This is a genomic window from Salipaludibacillus keqinensis (assembly GCF_003226325.1).
GTDB classification, from domain to species: Bacteria; Bacillota; Bacilli; order Bacillales; family Salisediminibacteriaceae; genus Salipaludibacillus; species Salipaludibacillus keqinensis.
Genome location: NZ_PDOD01000001.1, coordinates 911,018 through 930,746 on the forward strand (window position 1 = coordinate 911,018; position 19,729 = coordinate 930,746).

18 protein-coding genes are annotated in these 19,729 nt (G+C 39.1%); 13 read left to right on the forward strand and 5 right to left on the reverse strand.

What is annotated here, in order from left to right; genetic code table 11:
- Positions 1-22: 22 nt before the first annotated feature.
- The 5 genes from CR194_RS04690 to CR194_RS04710 all read left to right on the forward strand — a co-directional run bounded on the left by CR194_RS04690 (position 23) and on the right by CR194_RS04710 (position 5,955).
- On the forward strand, positions 23-511 hold the full coding sequence (locus CR194_RS04690; protein ID WP_110608459.1) for a TRAP transporter small permease: 489 nt from the start codon (positions 23-25) through the stop codon (positions 509-511).
- Positions 501-1,808, forward strand: coding sequence for a TRAP transporter large permease (locus CR194_RS04695; protein ID WP_110608460.1), 1,308 nt, complete (start codon positions 501-503; stop codon positions 1,806-1,808). Before CR194_RS04690 ends, CR194_RS04695 begins: the two co-directional genes overlap by 11 nt.
- Positions 1,809-2,064: 256 nt before the next feature.
- Positions 2,065-3,339, forward strand: coding sequence for an MFS transporter (locus CR194_RS04700; protein ID WP_110608461.1), 1,275 nt, complete (start codon positions 2,065-2,067; stop codon positions 3,337-3,339).
- A gap of 259 nt (positions 3,340-3,598) precedes the next feature.
- A complete protein-coding gene (locus CR194_RS04705) occupies positions 3,599-4,663 on the forward strand; it encodes an RCC1 domain-containing protein (protein WP_158282168.1) in 1,065 nt (354 codons plus the stop codon).
- 224 nt (positions 4,664-4,887) lie between these two features.
- Complete coding sequence (locus tag CR194_RS04710) at positions 4,888-5,955, forward strand: RCC1 domain-containing protein (RefSeq protein WP_199228118.1); 1,068 nt, start codon at positions 4,888-4,890, stop codon at positions 5,953-5,955.
- An 84-nt stretch (positions 5,956-6,039) separates the two neighbouring features.
- On the opposite strand, the gene CR194_RS04715 is transcribed toward CR194_RS04710, so the two are convergent.
- From CR194_RS04715 to CR194_RS04735, 5 genes are all read right to left on the reverse strand, one after another.
- The gene (locus tag CR194_RS04715) at positions 6,040-6,429 is read right to left on the reverse strand and encodes a 5-carboxymethyl-2-hydroxymuconate Delta-isomerase (RefSeq protein WP_110608463.1); all 390 of its coding nucleotides are present in this window, start codon (positions 6,427-6,429) and stop codon (positions 6,040-6,042) included.
- A complete protein-coding gene (locus CR194_RS04720; RefSeq protein ID WP_110608464.1) occupies positions 6,430-7,203 on the reverse strand; it encodes a fumarylacetoacetate hydrolase family protein in 774 nt (257 codons plus the stop codon).
- Positions 7,200-8,009 carry a fumarylacetoacetate hydrolase family protein gene (locus tag CR194_RS04725; protein ID WP_110608465.1) on the reverse strand — a complete coding sequence of 270 codons (810 nt, stop codon included), beginning with the start codon at positions 8,007-8,009 and terminating at the stop codon, positions 7,200-7,202. The genes CR194_RS04720 and CR194_RS04725 overlap by 4 nt, the downstream gene beginning before the upstream one ends.
- A 388-nt stretch (positions 8,010-8,397) precedes the next feature.
- Positions 8,398-9,030, reverse strand: coding sequence for a GntR family transcriptional regulator (locus CR194_RS04730; protein ID WP_233254225.1), 633 nt, complete (start codon positions 9,028-9,030; stop codon positions 8,398-8,400).
- Positions 9,031-9,085: 55 nt separating this feature from the next.
- A complete protein-coding gene (locus CR194_RS04735; RefSeq protein WP_199228119.1) occupies positions 9,086-9,988 on the reverse strand; it encodes a LysR family transcriptional regulator in 903 nt (300 codons plus the stop codon).
- A 207-nt stretch (positions 9,989-10,195) separates the two neighbouring features.
- On the opposite strand from CR194_RS04735, the gene hpaE reads away from it, so the two are divergent.
- From hpaE to CR194_RS04775, 8 genes are all read left to right on the forward strand, one after another.
- Positions 10,196-11,719, forward strand: a complete 1,524-nt coding sequence (gene hpaE, locus CR194_RS04740) for a 5-carboxymethyl-2-hydroxymuconate semialdehyde dehydrogenase (protein ID WP_110608468.1) — start codon at positions 10,196-10,198, stop codon at positions 11,717-11,719.
- Positions 11,720-11,749: 30 nt separating this feature from the next.
- Positions 11,750-13,234 (forward strand): 4-hydroxyphenylacetate 3-monooxygenase, oxygenase component, encoded by a 1,485-nt coding sequence (gene hpaB, locus CR194_RS04745; protein ID WP_110608469.1) that lies wholly within the window; start codon positions 11,750-11,752, stop codon positions 13,232-13,234.
- A gap of 27 nt (positions 13,235-13,261) precedes the next feature.
- Positions 13,262-14,242, forward strand: coding sequence for a 3,4-dihydroxyphenylacetate 2,3-dioxygenase (gene hpaD, locus CR194_RS04750; RefSeq protein WP_110608470.1), 981 nt, complete (start codon positions 13,262-13,264; stop codon positions 14,240-14,242).
- Positions 14,243-14,322: 80 nt separating this feature from the next.
- Positions 14,323-15,207, forward strand: coding sequence for an FAD synthetase family protein (locus CR194_RS04755; RefSeq protein WP_110608471.1), 885 nt, complete (start codon positions 14,323-14,325; stop codon positions 15,205-15,207).
- Positions 15,208-15,481: 274 nt separating this feature from the next.
- Positions 15,482-16,405 carry a 2,4-dihydroxyhept-2-ene-1,7-dioic acid aldolase gene (gene hpaI / locus CR194_RS04760; protein ID WP_110608472.1) on the forward strand — a complete coding sequence of 308 codons (924 nt, stop codon included), beginning with the start codon at positions 15,482-15,484 and terminating at the stop codon, positions 16,403-16,405.
- A gap of 469 nt (positions 16,406-16,874) precedes the next feature.
- Positions 16,875-17,318, forward strand: coding sequence for an Lrp/AsnC family transcriptional regulator (locus tag CR194_RS04765; RefSeq protein WP_408640725.1), 444 nt, complete (start codon positions 16,875-16,877; stop codon positions 17,316-17,318).
- A gap of 316 nt (positions 17,319-17,634) precedes the next feature.
- Positions 17,635-18,732: a pyruvate dehydrogenase (acetyl-transferring) E1 component subunit alpha gene (gene pdhA, locus CR194_RS04770; protein WP_110608473.1), complete on the forward strand. Its 1,098-nt coding sequence runs from the start codon at positions 17,635-17,637 to the stop codon at positions 18,730-18,732.
- 1 nt (position 18,733) lies between these two features.
- Entirely contained in the window at positions 18,734-19,720 is a 987-nt protein-coding gene (locus CR194_RS04775) for an alpha-ketoacid dehydrogenase subunit beta (protein WP_110608474.1), read from the forward strand.
- The last annotated feature ends 9 nt before the right edge of the window (positions 19,721-19,729 follow it).

The following is a 19,729-nucleotide window of genomic DNA, read 5'->3' on the forward strand; positions in this document are numbered from 1 at the left end:
CTATTAAAAAGAAGTGAAGAGGATGGAAAAATTCATTGATAGTTTATCTAAAGGGCTACATTATGTAGCCCAACTTATTTTAGTGGCTATGATGCTGATGATTACCGCGGATGTATTGGGGCGCTGGATATTTAACTTTCCGATTAAAGGAACTTATGACTTTACCCAATCAGGACTTTCTATGATGATTTTTCTTGGATTAGCCTATACACATAACGTAAAAGAACACATCTCAATTGATTTTTTAGTAGAGAAGTTTCCTGAAAAAGTACAAAACATCATGAATAGTTTTATCAATATTTTTATAGCAGGGATCATTGGTTTATTAGCATTTCAATTGTGGGGGAATTCTCAGCGTTTATTCCATTCAAATACAGTAACAGGAGATTTAAACTTGCCTATATATATATTTGCTATTATGGCAACTATTGGTACTACTGTTTTTGCTTTGACAGCCGTAATGAATGCAATAGTCTATGCCCAAAAGGTGGTAAGTAAAAATGAGTCCTGAGATGATTGGAATATTAGGGGTAGTCCTGCTACTAATTCTATTTATCTTGAAGGTTCCAGTAGCAGGTGCCTTAATAATAGTTGGATTGGCTGGCACTGGGATGATAAGAGGATGGGACATTGCTTTGCTACAACTTGGAAGAACCCCATTTGAAACGGCATTCTCTTATTCTTTAAGTGTTATACCTTTATTTATATTGATGGGGATGGTCTTATCTTATTGTGGTTTAGGAAAAGACCTTTTCCGTGCCGTAGATAGTTGGGTCGGTCATATGCGTGGAGGATTAGCTTTGGCAACGATTGGTACAGCGGCTATATTTTCTGCGATTTCAGGTTCAGTTAATGCGACTACCGCTACAGTAGCAAAGATAACATTGCCAGAAATGAAGAAATATCATTACAAACCAAGTTTATCAACGGCTTGTGTAGCAGCAGGGGGGACGTTAGGGATTTTAATTCCTCCTAGTGTTATTTTAATTTTGTACGGAATATTAACTGGTGAAAATATTGGAGCCCTTCTTATAGCTGGAATTATACCTGGTATCTTACAAGTTATTTTATTCGTGATTACAATTCAAATTCTAATCCGGCGTGATCCTAGCTTAGCCCCTGTAAGAGAGGTGAAAGCACCTCTTGCTGAAAAAATTAGCACATTAAAAGGTGTGTGGCCAATTTTAGGTTTATTTATCATAAGTGTTGGCGGTATTTACGCAGGAATATTTACACCAACAGAAGCAGCGGGAATTGGTGCATTTGGAGCGTTTATGTTTGCGTTAATAACAAAACGATTGAATGTTAAAAACATTAGAAGTTCCCTTGATGATACGGTACGGCTATCTGCGATGATCTTCTTCATTTTAATGGGCGCAAATATGTTCAGTCAGTTTTTATCAATTAGCCGAATTCCAGTTGAAGTCACAAATTTTGTCAGTGGTTTGGACGTAAACAGGTACATCATTTTATTTTTTATTTTGTTAGTTTTATTTGTTTTAGGATTATTTATTGATGGGTTATCCATTTTTGTTCTAACCTTGTCAATCCTTTATCCAATCGTTACATCATTAGGATTTGATGGGATTTGGTTTGGTGTAATAATGGTGATGGCCGTAAATATAGGGTTATTAACACCGCCTCTTGGTGTAAGTATATTTATCATAAAAGGTGTGGCAAGAGATGTTCCATTACAAACAATTTTTCGGGGCGTAACGCCAATGGTATTAGCCATGATTGTTTGTACAGTCATTCTGATTATATTTCCTCAACTAGTCACATTTTTGCCAGATTTAATGAGGAACTAATGATGTCAATTAAACAACTCAAACAAAGCGCCTAAACCTGATAACGGCATTTTGTTTGAGTTTATTTTTTTAAATCTAATTTTTTTGGGTCCTTCTAAAAAAACAGTGATCTACATACTGAACTAAACCTTTTCCCTAGTAATCAAATGTCTGGGACAGAGTGATCGATACTGTTAACTTGTTAAAGTTAAGATTAGTAAAAATCGTAAACTGCTTATGTTAAGTCTCTTATAGAGCGGAAAAGGAGATTTTCATTATGAAGATACATAGAGGGTGGTTTATTTTAATGATATCGATTTTAAATCTACTTGCTTGTTTAGGTTTTGGTCGGTTTTCTCTCGGAGCAATCATACCCTTTATGAAAGAGGGTTTACAATTAACGTATAGTGAAGTGGGTATGATGACGTCTGGAGTGTTTTTAGGTTATTTAGTAGGTGCTTTAACAGTTGGATACGTACTTAAATGGATCTCTGTAAAAACGGTTATTCTTACAGGACTTACAATGCTTGCTGGAGGAATGCTCTATAGTAGTGTTGTATATAATTTTTTGTCTGCTTACCTTGCTTGTTTACTCATTGGTTTCGGGTCAGGTTCTGCGAATGTAACATCATTAAGTTTAGTAGGTCGTTGGTTTTCAACTAAATATAGAGGTAAAGCATTGGGCATTGCTAATTCAGGTATAGGATTTGGAATGGTTATTAGTGGTTTTTTAGTACCGTATTTAATGATTATTCATCCTACAGAAGGATGGCGCATTAGCTGGGGGCTTCTCGCTGTGGCTGTAATAGTTATCATTCTTATTAATTTCTTTTTCTTAGTAGAATCGCCAGAAAAAATTGGATTAGAGTCTATTGGTTCACAAGGGGCACTTCAAGTAAACATCGAAAAACAAAAGGACGAATCTAGTGGTTATATGATTAAGAATATTTATACTGATAAAATGATCTGGATTATAGGTGGAATATATTTGGCTTGGGGTTTTAGTTATTTAATTTTCACAACGTTTTTTGTTGACTATTTGATTAATGAGATTTTGATTGATAAAAAAATAGCTGGGCAATTCTTTGCAACGGCAGGAGTTGCCAGTATTTTTAGTGGTTTTATTTGGGGAAGTATCTCAGATCGAATGGGTAGAATGAAAGCTCTTTTCTTTATTTGCTTTATTCAAGCAAGCCTACTACTAGCCTTTACGTTTACGACGAGTCACGCACTTTTATACGGTGAGACCGTATTGTATGCATTAACTCTTTGGGGGGTACCAACGGTTATAATAGCGACAATCACTGTCTATACCGAAGTGAAAACAACCTCCATTGCCATTGGATTTATTACATTATTTTTTGGGATAGGGCAATGGGTTTCTCCGATGGTCACAGGCTATTTAATTGACTTATTTAATAGTTATACTGTAGCAATCTATGTATCGGCAGCTGTTTGTTATACCGGAAGTCTAGTTTGTATATACGCTCATCGGCGACACATGAGACTAAAAAATAATGTAGTAACAGAGAAAGGAATCCCAGCAAAGTAAAAGGACTCATCACTAATTCATTGCTGAATTGACAGGGCTTACTGTTGAGGAAGTGAACGTTTAATATAGTAGAATTTAGTATCTGCGATAGGCACTTTGTGCTTGTCGTTTTTTTGTGCCACGGGACAGTGGATCTGTCCCTGTGTCCCTTTAGTCCAATCCAGAAGTATATTTTCTTCATATTAATATTATAAGCCAGTGAGCTAACACATTTTTAAGTACAAATGGGTTTAAATCAAGGTGGAAGGAGTTGGGGAATTTGGGAATACGAAAATTTAAAGCTTTTGCCTGGGGAGAAAACGTTTTTGGACAACTGGGAGACGGGACCAACAGCGATAGCAATACACCAGTACATGTCATAGTAACGACTGTAACAGCCCTTGCTGCAGGAGCCAGTCATACCCTGGCTCTACTTTCTGATGGAACAGTCCGGGCTTGGGGACGAAACTTAGAAGGACAACTGGGAAACGGGGGCAACGCAGATAGCAATACACCTGTGCGTGTCAGAGGAATATCGAACGTGATTGCCATTGCTGCAGGAGGATTTCATAGCCTAGCCCTCTTATCTGATGGCACGGTCCAAGCTTGGGGGAGTAACTTTTTCGGACAATTGGGAGACGAGACCAACACCGACAGAAACACACCAGTAAGTGTCAGTGGATTAACGAATGTAATTGCTATTGCTGCTGGACGGGACCACAGCCTCGCCCTTCTGTCTAATGGAACAGTACGGGCATGGGGATTAAACAATTCCGGGCAACTGGGAGATGGCAGCAACACTGACAGCAATGTACCTCTATCAGTTAGTGGGTTAACGGAAGTAACAGCTATCGCTGGTGGAGAATTTCACAGCCTTGCCCTCCTGTCCGATGATACCGCCCGAGCTTGGGGGGATAATAGTTCCGGACAGCTGGGTGACGGGACTAACATCAGCAGAAATACATCTGTATCAGTCAGTGGATTAACGAATGTTAGAGCCCTTGCTGGTGGAGGGGCTCACAGCCTTGCCCTTCTTTCCGATGGCACTGTCCAGGCTTGGGGGAATAACGTTTTTGGCCAACTGGGAGACGAATCCAATATCAACAGAAATACACCTGTATCAGTCAGTAGATTAACAGATATTACAGCCATTGCAGGTGGAGATGCTCATAGCTTGGCCATTTTATACGATGGCACCGTTCGAGCGTGGGGGTTAAATAGTTCTGGCCAACTGGGAGACGGAACCAACACAAACAGAAACATACCAGTACGGGTCAGTAGATTAACAGATGTTAATGTCATTTCAGGGGGAGGTGCTCATAGTTTGGCACTGGAACTGAAATAACGTCTTTAATCACTTCTCTAGATTTCGCCTGGCAGAAAACTTACACATTTTATTTTTCATCAGCCAATTCCATTTTTAAATATCTCCAATCTTCCATTTTGTATTTAAAATATTAGTCTACTCCATTAAACCATTTTCTTCATATTAATATCCCACGTCATAATGCTGCACTCTCCTTAGTACCAGAAGGGTGTTTCAATTTTTGCAGAAAGGAGGTGTTTAAATTGGGAATTCGTAGAGTTAAAGCTTTTGCCTGGGGGAGTAACTTTTATGGCCAACTGGGTAATGGGACTAACACCGATAGTAATACACCAGTCCGTGTTATGGAATTAAAGAATACAGCAGCAATTGCGAGTGGATTGCTTCACAGCCTGGCACTTCTAATCGATGGAACTGTCCGTTCATGGGGGTATAACAATTTCGGTCAATTGGGAGACGGAACTAACATCAATAGAAATACACCTGTTTCTATTAGTGGAATTACGAATGTCATTGCCATTGCTGCAGGGGGTTATCACAGCCTTGCGCTACTGGCCGATGGAACCGTCCGTGCCTGGGGAGATAACCTCTCTGGCCAATTGGGAGACGGGACCAACATCAGAAGAAATACCCCAGTACCTGTCAATGGATTAACAGATGTGATCGCTATTGCTGCAGGAGATTCTCACAGCTTGGCCCTCTTATCTGATGGCACCGTCCATGCCTGGGGTAATAACGTTTTTGGCCAATTGGGAGACGGGACCAACATTAGCAGAAATACACCAGTATCTGTCAGTGGATTAACAAATGTTGCAGCTGTTGCTAGTGGTGAAATTCACAGCTTGGCCCTTCTAACCGACGGAACCGTCCGTGCCTGGGGAAGTAACGGTTCTGGACAGCTTGGAGACGGGACGAACATCGAGAGAAATATACCCGTACAGGTCATAGAATTAACGAAAGTAATATCAATCGCTGGTGGGGGATTTCACAATTTGGCTATTCTAGCCAATGGAACAATTCGAGCTTGGGGTCAAAACGCGTTTGGCCAATTGGGAGATGGAACCACCACGAGTAGAAATACTCCGGTACCTGTCAATGGATTAGCAGATGTCACTGCCATTAGCGGTGGATTAATTCATAGCCTGGCTCTTCTTTCAAACAGAACCATCAAAGCCTGGGGTTCTAACTTTACTGGCCAGCTGGGAGATGGGACTAACATAGATAGAAATACCCCAGTGCCAGTCAGTGGATTAACGGATGGATTTGCCGTTGCTGCCGGAGGTTTTCATAGTCTGGCACTAAAAATGAAATGAAGTAGCTGAAAGACAATGGGACAGTTCACAGTGAATCTGTCCCTCTGTCCCATGTTTTCCTTTGTATCAAATAAATTTATCAGATTAGGACTTAGCGTGATAACGTTTATGAATGTTATTTTTTTTGTGAGTTTGGCTTTGAAACTCTTGGAGTTCAAAAGATAAGGCTAGATATCGTTTTTCAAAAAAATTCGAAAAGTGTTCAGTCATCGCGGCGAAAATCTCATCGCTAACTTTTTTCTTTTCCTTATCGCTGCGACCGCCGCCAATTTTCAATAGTGCGTGAACAAAGGCATCATCTTCAGTTCCATCTGCCACAACATAGTCAGTTACCTCAATGGCCCGGGAACGGATGCCAGCAGTTGGAAAAGTCCCATTTTGTGCAATGATGACGTCATTTACTTTTTTTAATAGGGAGCGGATTTCTCCTTCAGCTTTTAAATTATCAGTGTATTCTAGGATAAAATGAGGCATTTAAGCTCCTCCTTCGAAAGGTTTCTGGAAATCTTGATCACTGATTATATAGTTTCTCAAGGAGCCCATGCCTTCAATCTCGGTAATAACTTCATCTCCGACATTGACCCCCGTTGTTCCTTTAGGAGTCCCAGTTAAAATGATGTCGTTCTCGTTTAGGGTCATAAAGCTACTGAGATATTCGATTAGGTCTGGAATGGTAAAAATCATGTCTTTCGTTGTGCCTTCTTGAGTCACCTGGCCATTTACTATTGTTCTCAAGGATAGATTCATAGGGTCGTCAATATCGTCCCGATCGACAAACCAAGGGCCAACTGGCGTACATGTGTCCCGGTTTTTCACACGGAGATTAGGACGGTAATAATTTTCCAAATAGTCACGAATCGCATAATCATTTGCAACAGTATAACCTTTTACGACGTCATAGGCATCTTCTTTTTTAACATGTTTTGAAGTCTTTCCAATGATAACAGCTAACTCGCACTCGTAATGCATAAAAGTTACTGCCTCAGGTCGTTTTGTAGAAGCATTGTGTCCGATGATTGTATTGGGTCCTTTTAGAAAGGTTAACGGTTCTTTTGGGGCGTCAAAAGACAATTCCTTTGCATGGTCGGCATAATTTAAACCCAATGCAAAAATAGTCTGAGGTTTAACGGGAGGGAGCCACTCCACTTCATCTTCTGCAAATATGCGTCCATCTACTAATTTTACTTTCCCATTATACTCATATGCGTTGTGGACTGCTCCGCCGACTGCTACACGTGCTCGTTTCATTGCATTTCCTCCTTTGTTTTTCCGGAAAGAAGAGATGCCTCTTTTTCTGAAACGACTGTATTCACCAGTGCACCCATGCCTTCAATGTTGATTCTTATTTCGTCTCCTTCTTTCACAAGAGGAGGGTTTTCTGGGGTACCGACTAAAAGGACATCTCCTTCAGATAGAGTCATAAACTCTGTTACATCTTCAATAAGCTGCTTGGTATTTCTTATCAAATTTCTCGTTGAGTTTTTTTGAACTAATTCATTATTCACATAGACTGTAATGTCTAGATTGTCAGGTTCAGATATTTCGTCTGCATGGACGATCCAAGGGCCGATTGGACAGAATCCATCTCTCGCCTTTTGTTTTATCGCCGGACGATGGATACTTTCATGTGGAAGGCTCATATCATTTACAATGGTGAAGCCTGCCACGTAATCAAGCGCTGACTCTAATTTAACTTGAGTCGCCGTTTTTTTAAAAACAATCCCTAATGCTGCCCCAACTTGTAATTCCTTTTCGTCATTGGGTAAAGGTATAGGAGCCAAGTGAGGAGATAGGGTATTTATTGGTTTAATGTATAACACAGGTGCAATTGGAGGGGCATTATAGGGGGCCTCTTTTAAATTGTCACCCATTGCCGCCAGCTCTCCTTTATAATTTAGTGCTGTTCCGTAAATGGTTCCGGATACGGGGATCTGTAATTGACCATCGTTTGCTTGGAAAATTTGGTTTTTGAAAGTGAATTCATTAGTGGAGGGTCTAATATCTACTGTAGAAGATTGAAGCAAGCCATTAAATTGACATATTGCTTTGACCATAATCTCATGCAACTCCTTTGGAAGAATAAGATATGAAGTAAATCATATATGTTATTGTATATGGTTTATCCAGAAATTTCAATAAATTCAAATAGTTGAATAGGAGCTCATAGAGGCAATGGATGAAGACCCCAAAGGACGATCTTTATCCAAGGTAAAGCGATTGATTGGGAGATGGCAGTTTAGTAAGAGAGGATTTAAGAGCATAGATAGTAAGGACTGCTGAACAGCTGAGATGTTTGGAAGCAAACGATGATGAATTTTAATAAGGATGGGACGGTGCTTCCATTGGCTTCCCTTTCCGCGTAGGAGTCTGCGGAAAGGGAAAAACCCCTAGTTTGTGCACCAGGGGGGGGTTCCTTGATGCACTTGATTCAGTCACACCTAGTTAGTTGCGGTTTTCAAATGCTGAGAGCGTGTTTAATTTATGTTGACGTGCAGTCGTTTCCAAATCGATTATTGACGCTTGATGCTTTAACAATTCAATGATTTCAATGTGCTCTTTTATTGAGTGAGGAGCGCGCATCGGGAAGAATGAAAAGTTTGTATTTCTCACTGTATCTAACCTCTCCCATAGTTGCTCAATATTACTAATGAGTAGTGTATTAGGACAATGAGAATAAATCGCAAAATGAAACTTTTTGTTTAAATCGCTAAAAGTATTAAAGTCATATTTAAGTAAGCATTCATTCATTTCATCATTGATTTCAATAAGTTTATGAATATCTTTCTCTTTCATGTGTGAAGCGCTTGACGCTGTTGCATATCCTTCGAGGACAGCTAGTAGTTGAAGAGTTTCTTTGTAGACTTTCTCATCAATAGAAAGCACGACAGCCCCTACATTTGATTTGTATTCAATTAATTGATCCGATTCAAGTCTACGCATGGCTTCCCTCACAGGGATATGACTAGATCCTACCTCCTTAGCAAATTGGTCTAAAATAATACGTTGTCCGGGGGAGTATGTACCATCAAGAATTCGTGAACGTAACAAATCGTATGCATATTTACTTTTATTCATTATTTTTGGTTTCATAGAGAAATTATATATGATTACATATATTATTTCAACTTTCTCATGAAGGCGTATTTGGGTAAGCGTTTTTAAATAAATTTAATAGATGCTGAGCACTTTTTGTTAAATAGTGATCTCTTTTCCAGATGATGCCCAGACCTGCTTTAACTTCTGTATCTTCAAGTTCAAGAACACGGATATTTTGATAAGGATGACTAGATAAAAGAGATTTTGGAAGAATCGTTGCGCCAACCCCATTTTCAGCTAAAGATAGAAGCATTGAAGCATCTGGAGACTCACAAATGATATTAGGTTCGATACCATGGTTTCTGCATTCATTCACAATGACCTCGAACTGTCCCGTTCCATGAAGCCGATGAAGCAACATCAAAGGGAAATTTTTAAGTTCAGTCATCGGTATGCTTTGAACGTCAGATCCGAAATTCACCCACTTATCAGGTAATACAAGAACGTAAGATTCAGATGGAAGACGCAAGATGGAGAAATCGTCAAGATCAATCGGTAGTCGGACGAGAGCCAGTTCAATTTCACGGTTAATGATACTGTCTGCGAGAAAAGAAGTATCTCCTTCTCTAAGGTGGAACGAGATTTTAGGGTAAGTGAGACGGAGTTGTTTGAGCTGTTCAGGTAAGTAGGAAAAGCACGAGTTATTGGAACCTAAAGATAACACTCCGCGTATTTCTTCTTTCGTTTCTCGCACTTCGATCTTCGTTTCTTCAAGATCATGAAGGATTTTTTTTGCTTTTTTATATAGTATTTTCCCAGCCGGTGTTAATTCAAGGGAACGACCCCTTTTTTCAAATAGATTACTGTCCAGTTCTTCTTGAATTTTTTTCATTTGTTGACTGAGAGGGGGTTGAGCCATATGAAGTTTATTTGCCGCTTTTGTCACTTGGCCTTCCTCAGCCACTGTGCAAAAATAATGCAGTTGTTTGATATCCATTATGATATTCTCTCCTTATTAACGAGTTATTTAAGGTAATTACGTTAATTGTATATGAAAAATATATGCTTAAACAATCTTTTTAATACTTTTAAACTATAATCTAGCATGATATAGTTGCTTTGATATTATTCAGATTATTCAATAAACTTTCTGTTTTTTTCGACAAAAACGCAAAAAGTTTGCATGAAAAAGGAGGTATGAAGGATGAGTTTAGACCGATTTAAAGATGTGAGTGAAGCAGGTAAGAAGGCTATTCATTCGATTTCGGATATTAACCTTTACATTGATGGATCTTTTGTGGAGGCAGAGAATAAAGAAACATTCGATAATATCAGTCCGTTTACGAATGAAAAGATCAATGCTGTCGCTTCCGGCGATAAGGCAGATATTGCAAAGGCTGTAAAGGCTGCGAGAAAAGCATACAAAGGCGAATGGGGAAACATGAAAATGAAAGATCGACTTACTTATATTTACAAAATCGCTGACTTGATTGATGAACACATTGATGAAATTGCCCCTTTAGAGTCCTTTGACACGGGGCTCCCCATTAGTCAAACGAAAAAGATGGTTGCACGAGCAGCGAACAACTTTCGCTTTTATGCAGAAATGGTGTCAGCTCGACTAGTCGGTGAAGTTTATCAAGTGGACGACGATTTTTTAAACTACACGGTTCAGAAACCCGTAGGAATTGCCGGTTTGATTACACCGTGGAATGCCCCCTTTATGCTGGAAACTTGGAAGATCGCTCCGGCTTTAGCTACAGGTAATACGGTAGTACTTAAACCTGCAGAGTGGTCACCACTTACAGCTAACCGACTTGCTGAGATCATTGATAAAGCAGGACTTCCAGACGGAGTATTCAATGTTGTACACGGATATGGCGAACGAGCAGGTGCTTCTCTTGTCGCTCATCCTGATGTTGAATTAATTTCCTTTACGGGAGAAACAACGACAGGGTCAGAAATAATGAAAAATGGTGCCGATTCGTTAAAGCGCTTTTCAATGGAACTTGGAGGCAAGTCACCCATTATTGTGTTTGATGATGCAGACCTAGACCGTGCATTAGATGCTTGTACATGGGGAATTTTTTCTTTCAATGGAGAACGTTGTACTGCGAATTCCCGGTTATATCTTCATGAAAACATTGCTGAATCTTTCATTGAAAAGCTAAGAGATCGCGTTGAGAACATTAAAGTAGGCGATCCGATGAAAGCGGATACACAAGTAGGACCACTGATTCACACTGATCACTACAACAATGTCGTAGGTTATCTAGACTTAGCAAAAGAAGAAGGTTGTGAAGTGATAAGAGGACATGTACCGGAAGAATTAAGTCTTGGAAACTATGTTGCCCCTACGATCTTACTAAATGCCAACAATAACATGCGTATTGTTCAAGAAGAAATCTTCGGTCCCGTTATCGCAGTGATGACATTTAAAAATGAAGAAGAAGTGGTTGACCTTGCTAACGACGTTCGCTATGGACTTGCTGGTTACGTATGGACGAAAGACTTGCAGCGAGGACATCGGGTTGCACACGCCATTGACTCTGGAATGCTTTGGGTCAATTCACAAAACGTTCGCGATTTACGTACCCCTTTTGGCGGGTCGAAACACAGTGGCATCGGAAGAGAAGGTGGGCACTATGCGTTTGATTTTTACACTGAAACGAAAATCATCCACGTAGCGATGGGAGACCATCACATTCCACAGTTTGGTAAAAAATAACTGACAAAAATTTAATGGGGGGAATTTATTATGCCAGCAAAAACAGGAGCAGAGTACAAAGAAAGAATTCGTAAAGCGAAAAATAATATCTACATTGATGGAGAACGAGTGGAAGACCCGTGTACCCATCCAAGTTTCAAAAATGTCATTCATTCCATGGCAAATCTGTATGATCTGCAATATGAACAACCAGAAAAAATGCTCTATACTTCACCTACTACTGGCAATAAAGTAGGGATGACATTTCTTCGCCCAGAAACGATTGAAGATCTTGTGAAAAGAAGAGAAGCTATTCAGATTTGGTCCCGCACGTCGGGTGGAATGTTGGGACGGTCACCGGACTATTTGAACTCCGAAGTGATGGCGATGGGGTGTGCCAGCGACCTTTTTGGAGAAGATGATCCTATGTTTGCGGAAAATGCAAAAAACTATTATGAATATGCCCGTGAAAATGATATTAGCTTGACACATACGTTGATTCATCCACAAGTGAATCGTGAAAAAGCTCAACATGAACAAAAAGATGCCAATGTATCTCTTCACCTTGTTGAAAAGAATGCTGATGGAATTATTGTTGAAGGGGCCCGTCTGTTAGCTACACAAGGGGGAATTACAGATGAAATCCTTGTATTCCCTTCAACAGTTAAAAAGGCTGGCGAACTAGACGATATCTATTCTCTTGCTTTCGTTGTGCCAAATAATACACCTGGTCTGAAGTACATCAGTCGTGAATCTTTCGACTATGGCAAGAGCGAGTGGGATCACCCTATGAGCAGTCGGTTTGAAGAGGGAGACGCGATTGTCTACTTTGACAATGTCTTTGTTCCTTGGGAGAAAGTGTTTGTTTGTGGAAATTCATCTATTTGTAATCGGACATTCCTTGAGACAAATGCCGTTGTCCACATGTCTCATCAAGTGGTAGCTAAAAATGTGGTTAAAACCGAGTTCATGTTAGGTATTATCTTGAATCTTATGGAATCGATTGGAATCGATAAATTCCAGCACGTTCAGGATAAAGCAACGGAAGTCATGCTAATCTTAGAAACGATGAAATCTCACCTATACCGCGCAGAGCAAAATGCAAAGCTTGATAAGTGGGGGACGATGACTCCGGACTTCGAAGCGCTTAATGCGGCTAGAAACTGGTACCCGAGGGTTTATCCTCGTGTTGTTGAAATCTTAAGAATTTTAGGGGCATCTGGTTTGATGGGGATTCCGTCAGAAGCAGATTTTTCAGATGAAGAGCTCGGTCCAATAGTTAACAAAGCGCTTCAATCGAAAAACCTTGAAGGGCATGATCGAGTGAAATTGTTCCGACTCGCATGGGATGTTACGATGAGTGCTTTTGGAAGCCGTCAATTGCACTATGAATACTATTTCTTCGGAGACCCAATTAAAATGGGGATGACATATTACGAGCAATACGATAAAGAACCTTCTAAAAAGTACGTGCAAGACTTCTTAAATCAAGTGAAATCAAAGAAACCAACTAAACCAAGCATTTCCAGTCTATAAGGCTCTGAATCTAAGGAGGATAAAACGATGAATTTTGATATTATTCGGACTAGTCGTGCCGTTTTACATGTGACTGATTTAGATAAGTCAAGAGAGTTTTATGATGCTCTGGGCTTCATCGAAACGGAATCTGATGAAGAGAATATTTTTTACCGCGCCATTGAAGATCACAACCATCATTGTCTGTGGTTAAAGAAAAAAGCCGAACCCGCTGTCGAAGTCATTTGCTACAAAGTAAGATCTGAGAACGACTTAGACGAATTATCAGCCCTCTTTGAAAAACAAGGCCGAGTATTTAAGTGGATGGAAAAAGGTACACAAAAAGCAATTGGACGTACATTACGCACCCAAGATCTTTCAGGGATGCCTGTAGAGTATTATGCGGAAATGGATAAAGCAGAGCGGATGCTGCAGAAATTCCATCTCCACAAAGGGGCTAAAGTACAACGAATCGATCACTTTAACTGTATGGTTCAAGACGTAGAAAAGGCGTACAACTACTATATTGATGAATTAGGATTCTCTTGTTCAGAATACACAGCCGGGGAAGAAGATAAAATCTGGGCTGCTTGGCTACACCGTAAACCTAGTGTTCATGACGTAGCCTATATGAATGGCGAAGGGCCGCGTCTTCACCATATCGGTTTTTGGCTCAAAGATCCAATGACCTTGATCGATTGCTGTGATGTGCTCGCTTCTATGGGACTAGGCTCTTCCATCGAACGGGGACCTGGACGTCATGGACTCTCCAATGCGTTTTTTCTTTACTTGAGAGATCCAGATGGCCACCGCATTGAATTGTACAATGGTGATTATTTAACAAGTGATACTGACTTTGAACCCATACGTTGGGAACTCGATGATCCAATGCGTCAAACGTTTTGGGGACATGTTGCGCCGGACTGCTGGTTTGAAGAGGCTTCTGAAGTACTAGATATTCAAACAGGTGAAAAACTAAAAATTTCAGAACCAACATTGAAAAAACGAAGACCTAACACAATCATTTAATCTGTTCTAAAAAGATTGGAGAGAACCAATGATATCTAATTATTGTAAATAAGACATGTTGTTAAAGAGGAGGGGGAGGAATGAAAACGATAAAAGTTGTTTACCCACTTTCTAATTTCATACAAGAAAACAGTGAATCGTGCGTCATGGCTTTAGGTTTTTTTGATGGAGTTCATTTAGGCCACCAAGAAATTATCAAGACGGCTAAAAGGATTGCTAACCAAAAAAATTTGAAACTTGCTGTCATGACGTTTTCTCCTCATCCAACTGCGGTGATTAAAAAAGGAGAGCAAGTTACGAAATATATGACTCCAATGGCTATAAAAGAAAAAATCTTTAAGAAGATTGGTGTAGATATACTCTATGTCGTGGACTTTAATATACAGGTTGCTCAAATTCCCCACGATCAGTTTGTTAAGGAGTATCTATACGGCTTGAAATGTAAACACGTTGTAGCTGGATTTGACTATAAGTATGGATTTAAGGGCAAAGGAAATATGACCCAACTCCAATTCGATGCAAAAGGTCAATTTTGCGTCACAACTGTAGAGAAGCAGGAAAAATGTGAGCATAAAGTGAGTTCTACATTGCTTCGTAAACTTATCTCCTCTGGAAGAGTGGAAGATGTACCAACTTATCTTGGCAAACAGTATGAAGTTGAGGGGATTTTGAAAAGAAATAGAAATGAATATACCCTTCACATCGATTCCAATTATTTTATTCCATGTTCGGGAAGTTATGAAGTGGCGATGATAATAGGAGACATGGTGACTAAGGGAGTATGTGAAGTGACATCAAATGATCTTCCCGGACAGCTTCGCATTACAACTCTTTATGGAGATCTTTGTAAGGAGAGCTCACCAGCACAGTTACATTGGGAAAATTTTATTGCCGATTTTGATATGGATGTCTTTCATGCCCAAGCTCATTTGGATGAGATAGAATTGAGTATGTTACCTCAATAAATATATATTTCTACGTTGAGGATCGACTAATAAAAATGTTTTATTATTCTGTTAATTTAATAATTACCTATTGAATCATATATTATCTTATATATAATATTAGGTAGATGGATAGTATGGATTATTTTAGGAACTATTCGATTGTTATTTTGTTGAAAAACCTAGAAGCGACATGTCCTTTTTCCCGGGGAGGATGCCCTCGGAAAGCTAACAACATGTTCAAAAATTTTAATCATCCTTTAATAGAATCAATAAATAAGAGGAGGAAGTCTGCATGAGCAAAGGTTATGAAGAAATCAAACAAAAACTAAGAGGTTCTATTTGTCCAGTGATTACTCCCTTTAAGGAAAATTATGAGATTGATTTTGAAAAACAATCGGAATTAATTGAATTTCAATTAGAAAATGGCACTCATGGAATCTCTGTAACTGGAACATCAGGAGAGCCGAGTTCTCTTACAGTGGAAGAAAGAGTTCAAGTAATGGAAAACGCCATGGAAACTATCAATGGCAGGGTCCCATTCGCTCCAGGAACCGGTTCTGTAAACCATGATGAAACAGTGTATTTGACTAAAAAAGCCCAAGAAATGGGTGCAGATGCTGCGATGGTTATTGTTCCTTATTACAACAAACCAAATCAGCACGGATTGTACAAACACTTTAAAACAGTTGCTGATTCTGTAGATATACCTATCATAATCTACAATATACCTGGCCGGACTGCCCTAAACATGGAAGTGTCCACAATGGCCCGTTTAGTAAAAGATTGTCCTAACATTGTAGGCGTGAAAGAGGCCAACAAAAATTTTGAACACGTAAACAGAGTATTGCTGAACTGCGGTAGAGATTTCCTCTTGTATTCTGGAATTGAACTACTTTGTTATCCGATGCTTGCGATTGGTGGCGCGGGATCTATCAGTGCGACAGCAAACGTAGAGCCTAAGAAAGTGGCCGATATGCACAATGCCTGGGAGAAAGGAGATATAAAGAAAGTACAAGATTTACACTTTGAACTAATGAATTTGAATGACGTTCTCTTTAAGGACACCAATCCAGCTCCATCTAAAGCTGCTTTAGGCATGATGGGTAAAATCAATCCTACATTGCGTTTGCCCATGGACCTTCCATCTAAAGCACTTCAAGATGAAATTCGTCAAACATTGAAACAGTATAATATCGAGGCTTCATATGAAATATAATTTAAAATAAGTAAAGGAAGTTACAATAAAACACGTCTGTCTTTCCTCCTCAACTAACTAAATTTCTTCACATTAGTAAGCAGTCAAAACTATTCCTTGACTGCTTATTTTTAAAGTGAAAATGATCTGATACTAAAACTTGCAGGACAATAGAAAGGTTTGTAGAACTATTGAATATAAGTGAAATATTGGTTAGTGATGTAAGCCTAATCCAATGTCTACGAGGTAAAAATGGTTAATATGAAGAGCGCAGGTTGAAGGACAGAAGGGTTTTTAGAATGAAATGTATAAGAACATAGGTCGCTATTTTAGTATATTGAAAGAGTTGTCTTGAAGTACATTACATCCAAGTACATAGCTCTTTAGGCAAGGTGTTTTTTAATAGACAGCCCCCCTTAAGAGCAAAGCTTTAGTGAAGAGGGAATTTGCCGGTGAGGTACTTTTGCTTTTTCTTAAAAAGGAGGTTTCTATGATAGATCATTCAGATGCTCAACTCTTAAACATATTACAAGAAGATGGAAGAATTACGTTAAGTGAATTGTCGAAAAAATTAAATCTAAGTCGTCCAAGTGTAAGAGAGAGATTAAACCGTCTTCAAGAAGCTGGCGTAATTGAAGGTATTAGCGCTAGAGTATCTTATCCTAAAGTTGGAAGACATATCATTACGTTTATCCAAATGAGCGATATGAAAGTTCCTTATTTAACATTTGAAAAGTTCTCTGCAGAAAATCCAGATATTCTAGAATGCCATCGCATTACCGGATCCATTAGTTATATGTTAAAGGCAGCAGTAAAAGATATGAATCATTTAGAGAAACTCATTGATGAATTAGTCAATTACGGAATCGTCAATACTTCGATCGTTGTGAAATCACCCACCTTATCTAAAGTTGTCGTACCTATTGTAGGGTAAGGGCAGGATAGAAAGTCCACGATAAAACGTTATGATAAATACTGAAATTTGCCTGGCCTAGTATGTATTTAAATACTTATGTCAGGCTTTTTCATGTATTCGTGGTGCTATGTAAGTGAATTGAAAATAAAAAAAAGAATAATGACAATAAAACCAATGTAGTTTCAATCTGTAAATAATTTGCTGATTTTTTTTCCGAAAGAGAAAAAAAGACGGAGATATGCATTCTTAATATTATATACATTATTTATTGGAAAATTTAGAATTATTATATAAATAAAAATTGGAAAATCACCTGTGGAAGGGGTATTTACTCATGATAAATAGTAAAGAAATAGAATCTTTGCACGTTGAATCAGACGAATTATATCAAGTGTTGTCCATTGAGGGAGATAGTTTAATAAATTTGCCACAAAATATGGATTCTCACCTTATGTTAGAGATGTATAAGAAAATGGTCAGCTGTCGTGAATTTGATGAAAAAGCAATGAAATTACAACGACAAGGTAGACTTGGAACTTACGCCTCTTTTAAAGGACAAGAAGCCTCTCAAGTCGGTAGCAGTATAGCCCTTGAATTTTCAGATTGGATGTTTCCAACTTACCGTGATCATGCAGCAACTCATACCCATGGGCAAAAATGGAGCACGATTTTTTTATATTGGATGGGGCACATTGATGGGTCGATCTGTCCTGAAGGTAAAAAAATACTCCCTCCATCCGTTCCCATCGCAACTCAACTACTCCATGCTGTTGGGACGGCTTGGGCAGATAAATTAAAAGGGGAAGAGAACGTAAGCATAGTATATTTCGGCGATGGGGCTACTTCAGAAGGTGATTTCCATGAAGCATTGAATTTTTCAGGTGTTTTCCAAACGCCAACGGTATTCTTTTGCCAAAATAACCAATTCGCCATTAGTGTGCCATTTGAAAAACAATCCGCTTCTAAAACAATTAAACAACGAGCTCACGCTTATGATATGAAAGGTGTTCGGATTGATGGTAATGATATCTTCGCCGTTTATCTAACGGTAAAAGAAGCTGTCGACAGAGCTCGTAACGGTGGGGGTCCGACATTAATTGAAGCTGTGACAACACGGTATGGTTCACATACGACAGCAGACGATTCGAAAAAATACAGAAATCAGGAAAAAATAGAGAAAGACTGGCCGACGACTCAAGATCCTATTCCTAGATTAGAGAAATATTTAAGGAAGAATCATTTATTAGATAAGGAAACAGAAGATGAGATGAAGAGAGAAATAAAAAAAGAAATTGATGAAGCATTAAGTATTGCAGAGAATTATCCGAAAGCTACAACCAAGCAGATGTTTGAACATGTCTATGCAGTCAACACCGCTACAATAAAAAAACAAGAAGAAGAGTTTCTTCATTTGTTAGGCGAGGAGAGATAATATGACACAAGAAAAATTAACGATGTTACAAGCGATAAATCAAACATTAGATCAAGTGTTAGAAACGAAAGAAGAAGTCATGCTATTAGGAGAAGACATTGGTAAAAATGGCGGTGTTTTTCGCGCTACAGAAGGGTTATTTGAGAAGTATGGAGGAGATAGAGTTGTTGATACGCCCCTTGCTGAATCTGGAATTATCGGCTCATCTATAGGGTTAGCGTTAAATGGAAAGATCCCCATTGTTGAAATTCAATTTTTAGCCTTTATATATCCAGGTTTTGAACAATTAGTCTCTCATGCAGCAAGAATGCGGTACCGAACAAGAGGTCAATTTTCCGTTCCATTCGTTATTAGAACGCCATATGGAGCAGGAATAAGAGGACCTGAATTACACTCAGAAAGTGTTGAATCTTTTTTTGTTCAGACTCCTGGACTTAAGGTGGTAGCTCCCAGTACGCCTCATGATGCAAAAGGGCTCCTCATTTCAGCAATTGAGGATCCAGATCCAGTTATTTTCTTGGAAGATACAAAGCTTTATCGTGCCTTTAAAGAAGAAGTTCCTCAAGAGATGTATAGAATACCCATTGGTAAAGCGAATGTTGTAAAAGAAGGGGAAGATCTTTCAATTATCGCATGGGGAGGCATGGTTAGAGAAGCTATGAAAGCTGCTGATAAGTTGGAAAAATCAAAAGGGTGGAAATGTGAAGTGATTGATTTAAGAAGTATTTCTCCTTTAGATGAGGAGACGATCATTCATTCCGTAAAAAAGACCGGAAGAGCCATGGTCGTGCACGAAGCTCATAAAACAGGAGGCTTAGGTGGCGAAATCACTGCAATCATAAATGAAAACGCTCTCATTTATTTAAAGGCACCTGTAAAACGTGTAGCAGGGTTTGATATTCCCGTCCCGTCATTCACATTGGAAGATCAGTATTTACCTAACGCGTTACGTATAGAGCAAGGAATTAACGAAACAATAACTTTCTAAGTATAAAGG

Excerpts from the sequence above, each read along its gene's own strand:
- pdhA (WP_110608473.1), top strand. The coding sequence starts at position 17,635 with ATGATAAATAGTAAAGAAATAGAATCTTTGCACGTTGAATCAGACGAA.
- CR194_RS04695 (WP_110608460.1), top strand. The coding sequence starts at position 501 with ATGAGTCCTGAGATGATTGGAATATTAGGGGTAGTCCTGCTACTAATT.
- CR194_RS04700 (WP_110608461.1), top strand. The coding sequence starts at position 2,065 with ATGAAGATACATAGAGGGTGGTTTATTTTAATGATATCGATTTTAAAT.
- hpaE (WP_110608468.1), top strand. The coding sequence starts at position 10,196 with ATGAGTTTAGACCGATTTAAAGATGTGAGTGAAGCAGGTAAGAAGGCT.
- CR194_RS04690 (WP_110608459.1), top strand. The coding sequence starts at position 23 with ATGGAAAAATTCATTGATAGTTTATCTAAAGGGCTACATTATGTAGCC.
- CR194_RS04725 (WP_110608465.1), bottom strand. The coding sequence starts at position 8,009 with ATGGTCAAAGCAATATGTCAATTTAATGGCTTGCTTCAATCTTCTACA.
- hpaB (WP_110608469.1), top strand. The coding sequence starts at position 11,750 with ATGCCAGCAAAAACAGGAGCAGAGTACAAAGAAAGAATTCGTAAAGCG.
- hpaD (WP_110608470.1), top strand. The coding sequence starts at position 13,262 with ATGAATTTTGATATTATTCGGACTAGTCGTGCCGTTTTACATGTGACT.
- CR194_RS04765 (WP_408640725.1), top strand. The coding sequence starts at position 16,875 with ATGATAGATCATTCAGATGCTCAACTCTTAAACATATTACAAGAAGAT.
- CR194_RS04715 (WP_110608463.1), bottom strand. The coding sequence starts at position 6,429 with ATGCCTCATTTTATCCTAGAATACACTGATAATTTAAAAGCTGAAGGA.
- CR194_RS04775 (WP_110608474.1), top strand. The coding sequence starts at position 18,734 with ATGACACAAGAAAAATTAACGATGTTACAAGCGATAAATCAAACATTA.
- CR194_RS04730 (WP_233254225.1), bottom strand. The coding sequence starts at position 9,030 with ATGAATAAAAGTAAATATGCATACGATTTGTTACGTTCACGAATTCTT.
- CR194_RS04720 (WP_110608464.1), bottom strand. The coding sequence starts at position 7,203 with ATGAAACGAGCACGTGTAGCAGTCGGCGGAGCAGTCCACAACGCATAT.
- hpaI (WP_110608472.1), top strand. The coding sequence starts at position 15,482 with ATGAGCAAAGGTTATGAAGAAATCAAACAAAAACTAAGAGGTTCTATT.
- CR194_RS04735 (WP_199228119.1), bottom strand. The coding sequence starts at position 9,988 with ATGGATATCAAACAACTGCATTATTTTTGCACAGTGGCTGAGGAAGGC.
- CR194_RS04755 (WP_110608471.1), top strand. The coding sequence starts at position 14,323 with ATGAAAACGATAAAAGTTGTTTACCCACTTTCTAATTTCATACAAGAA.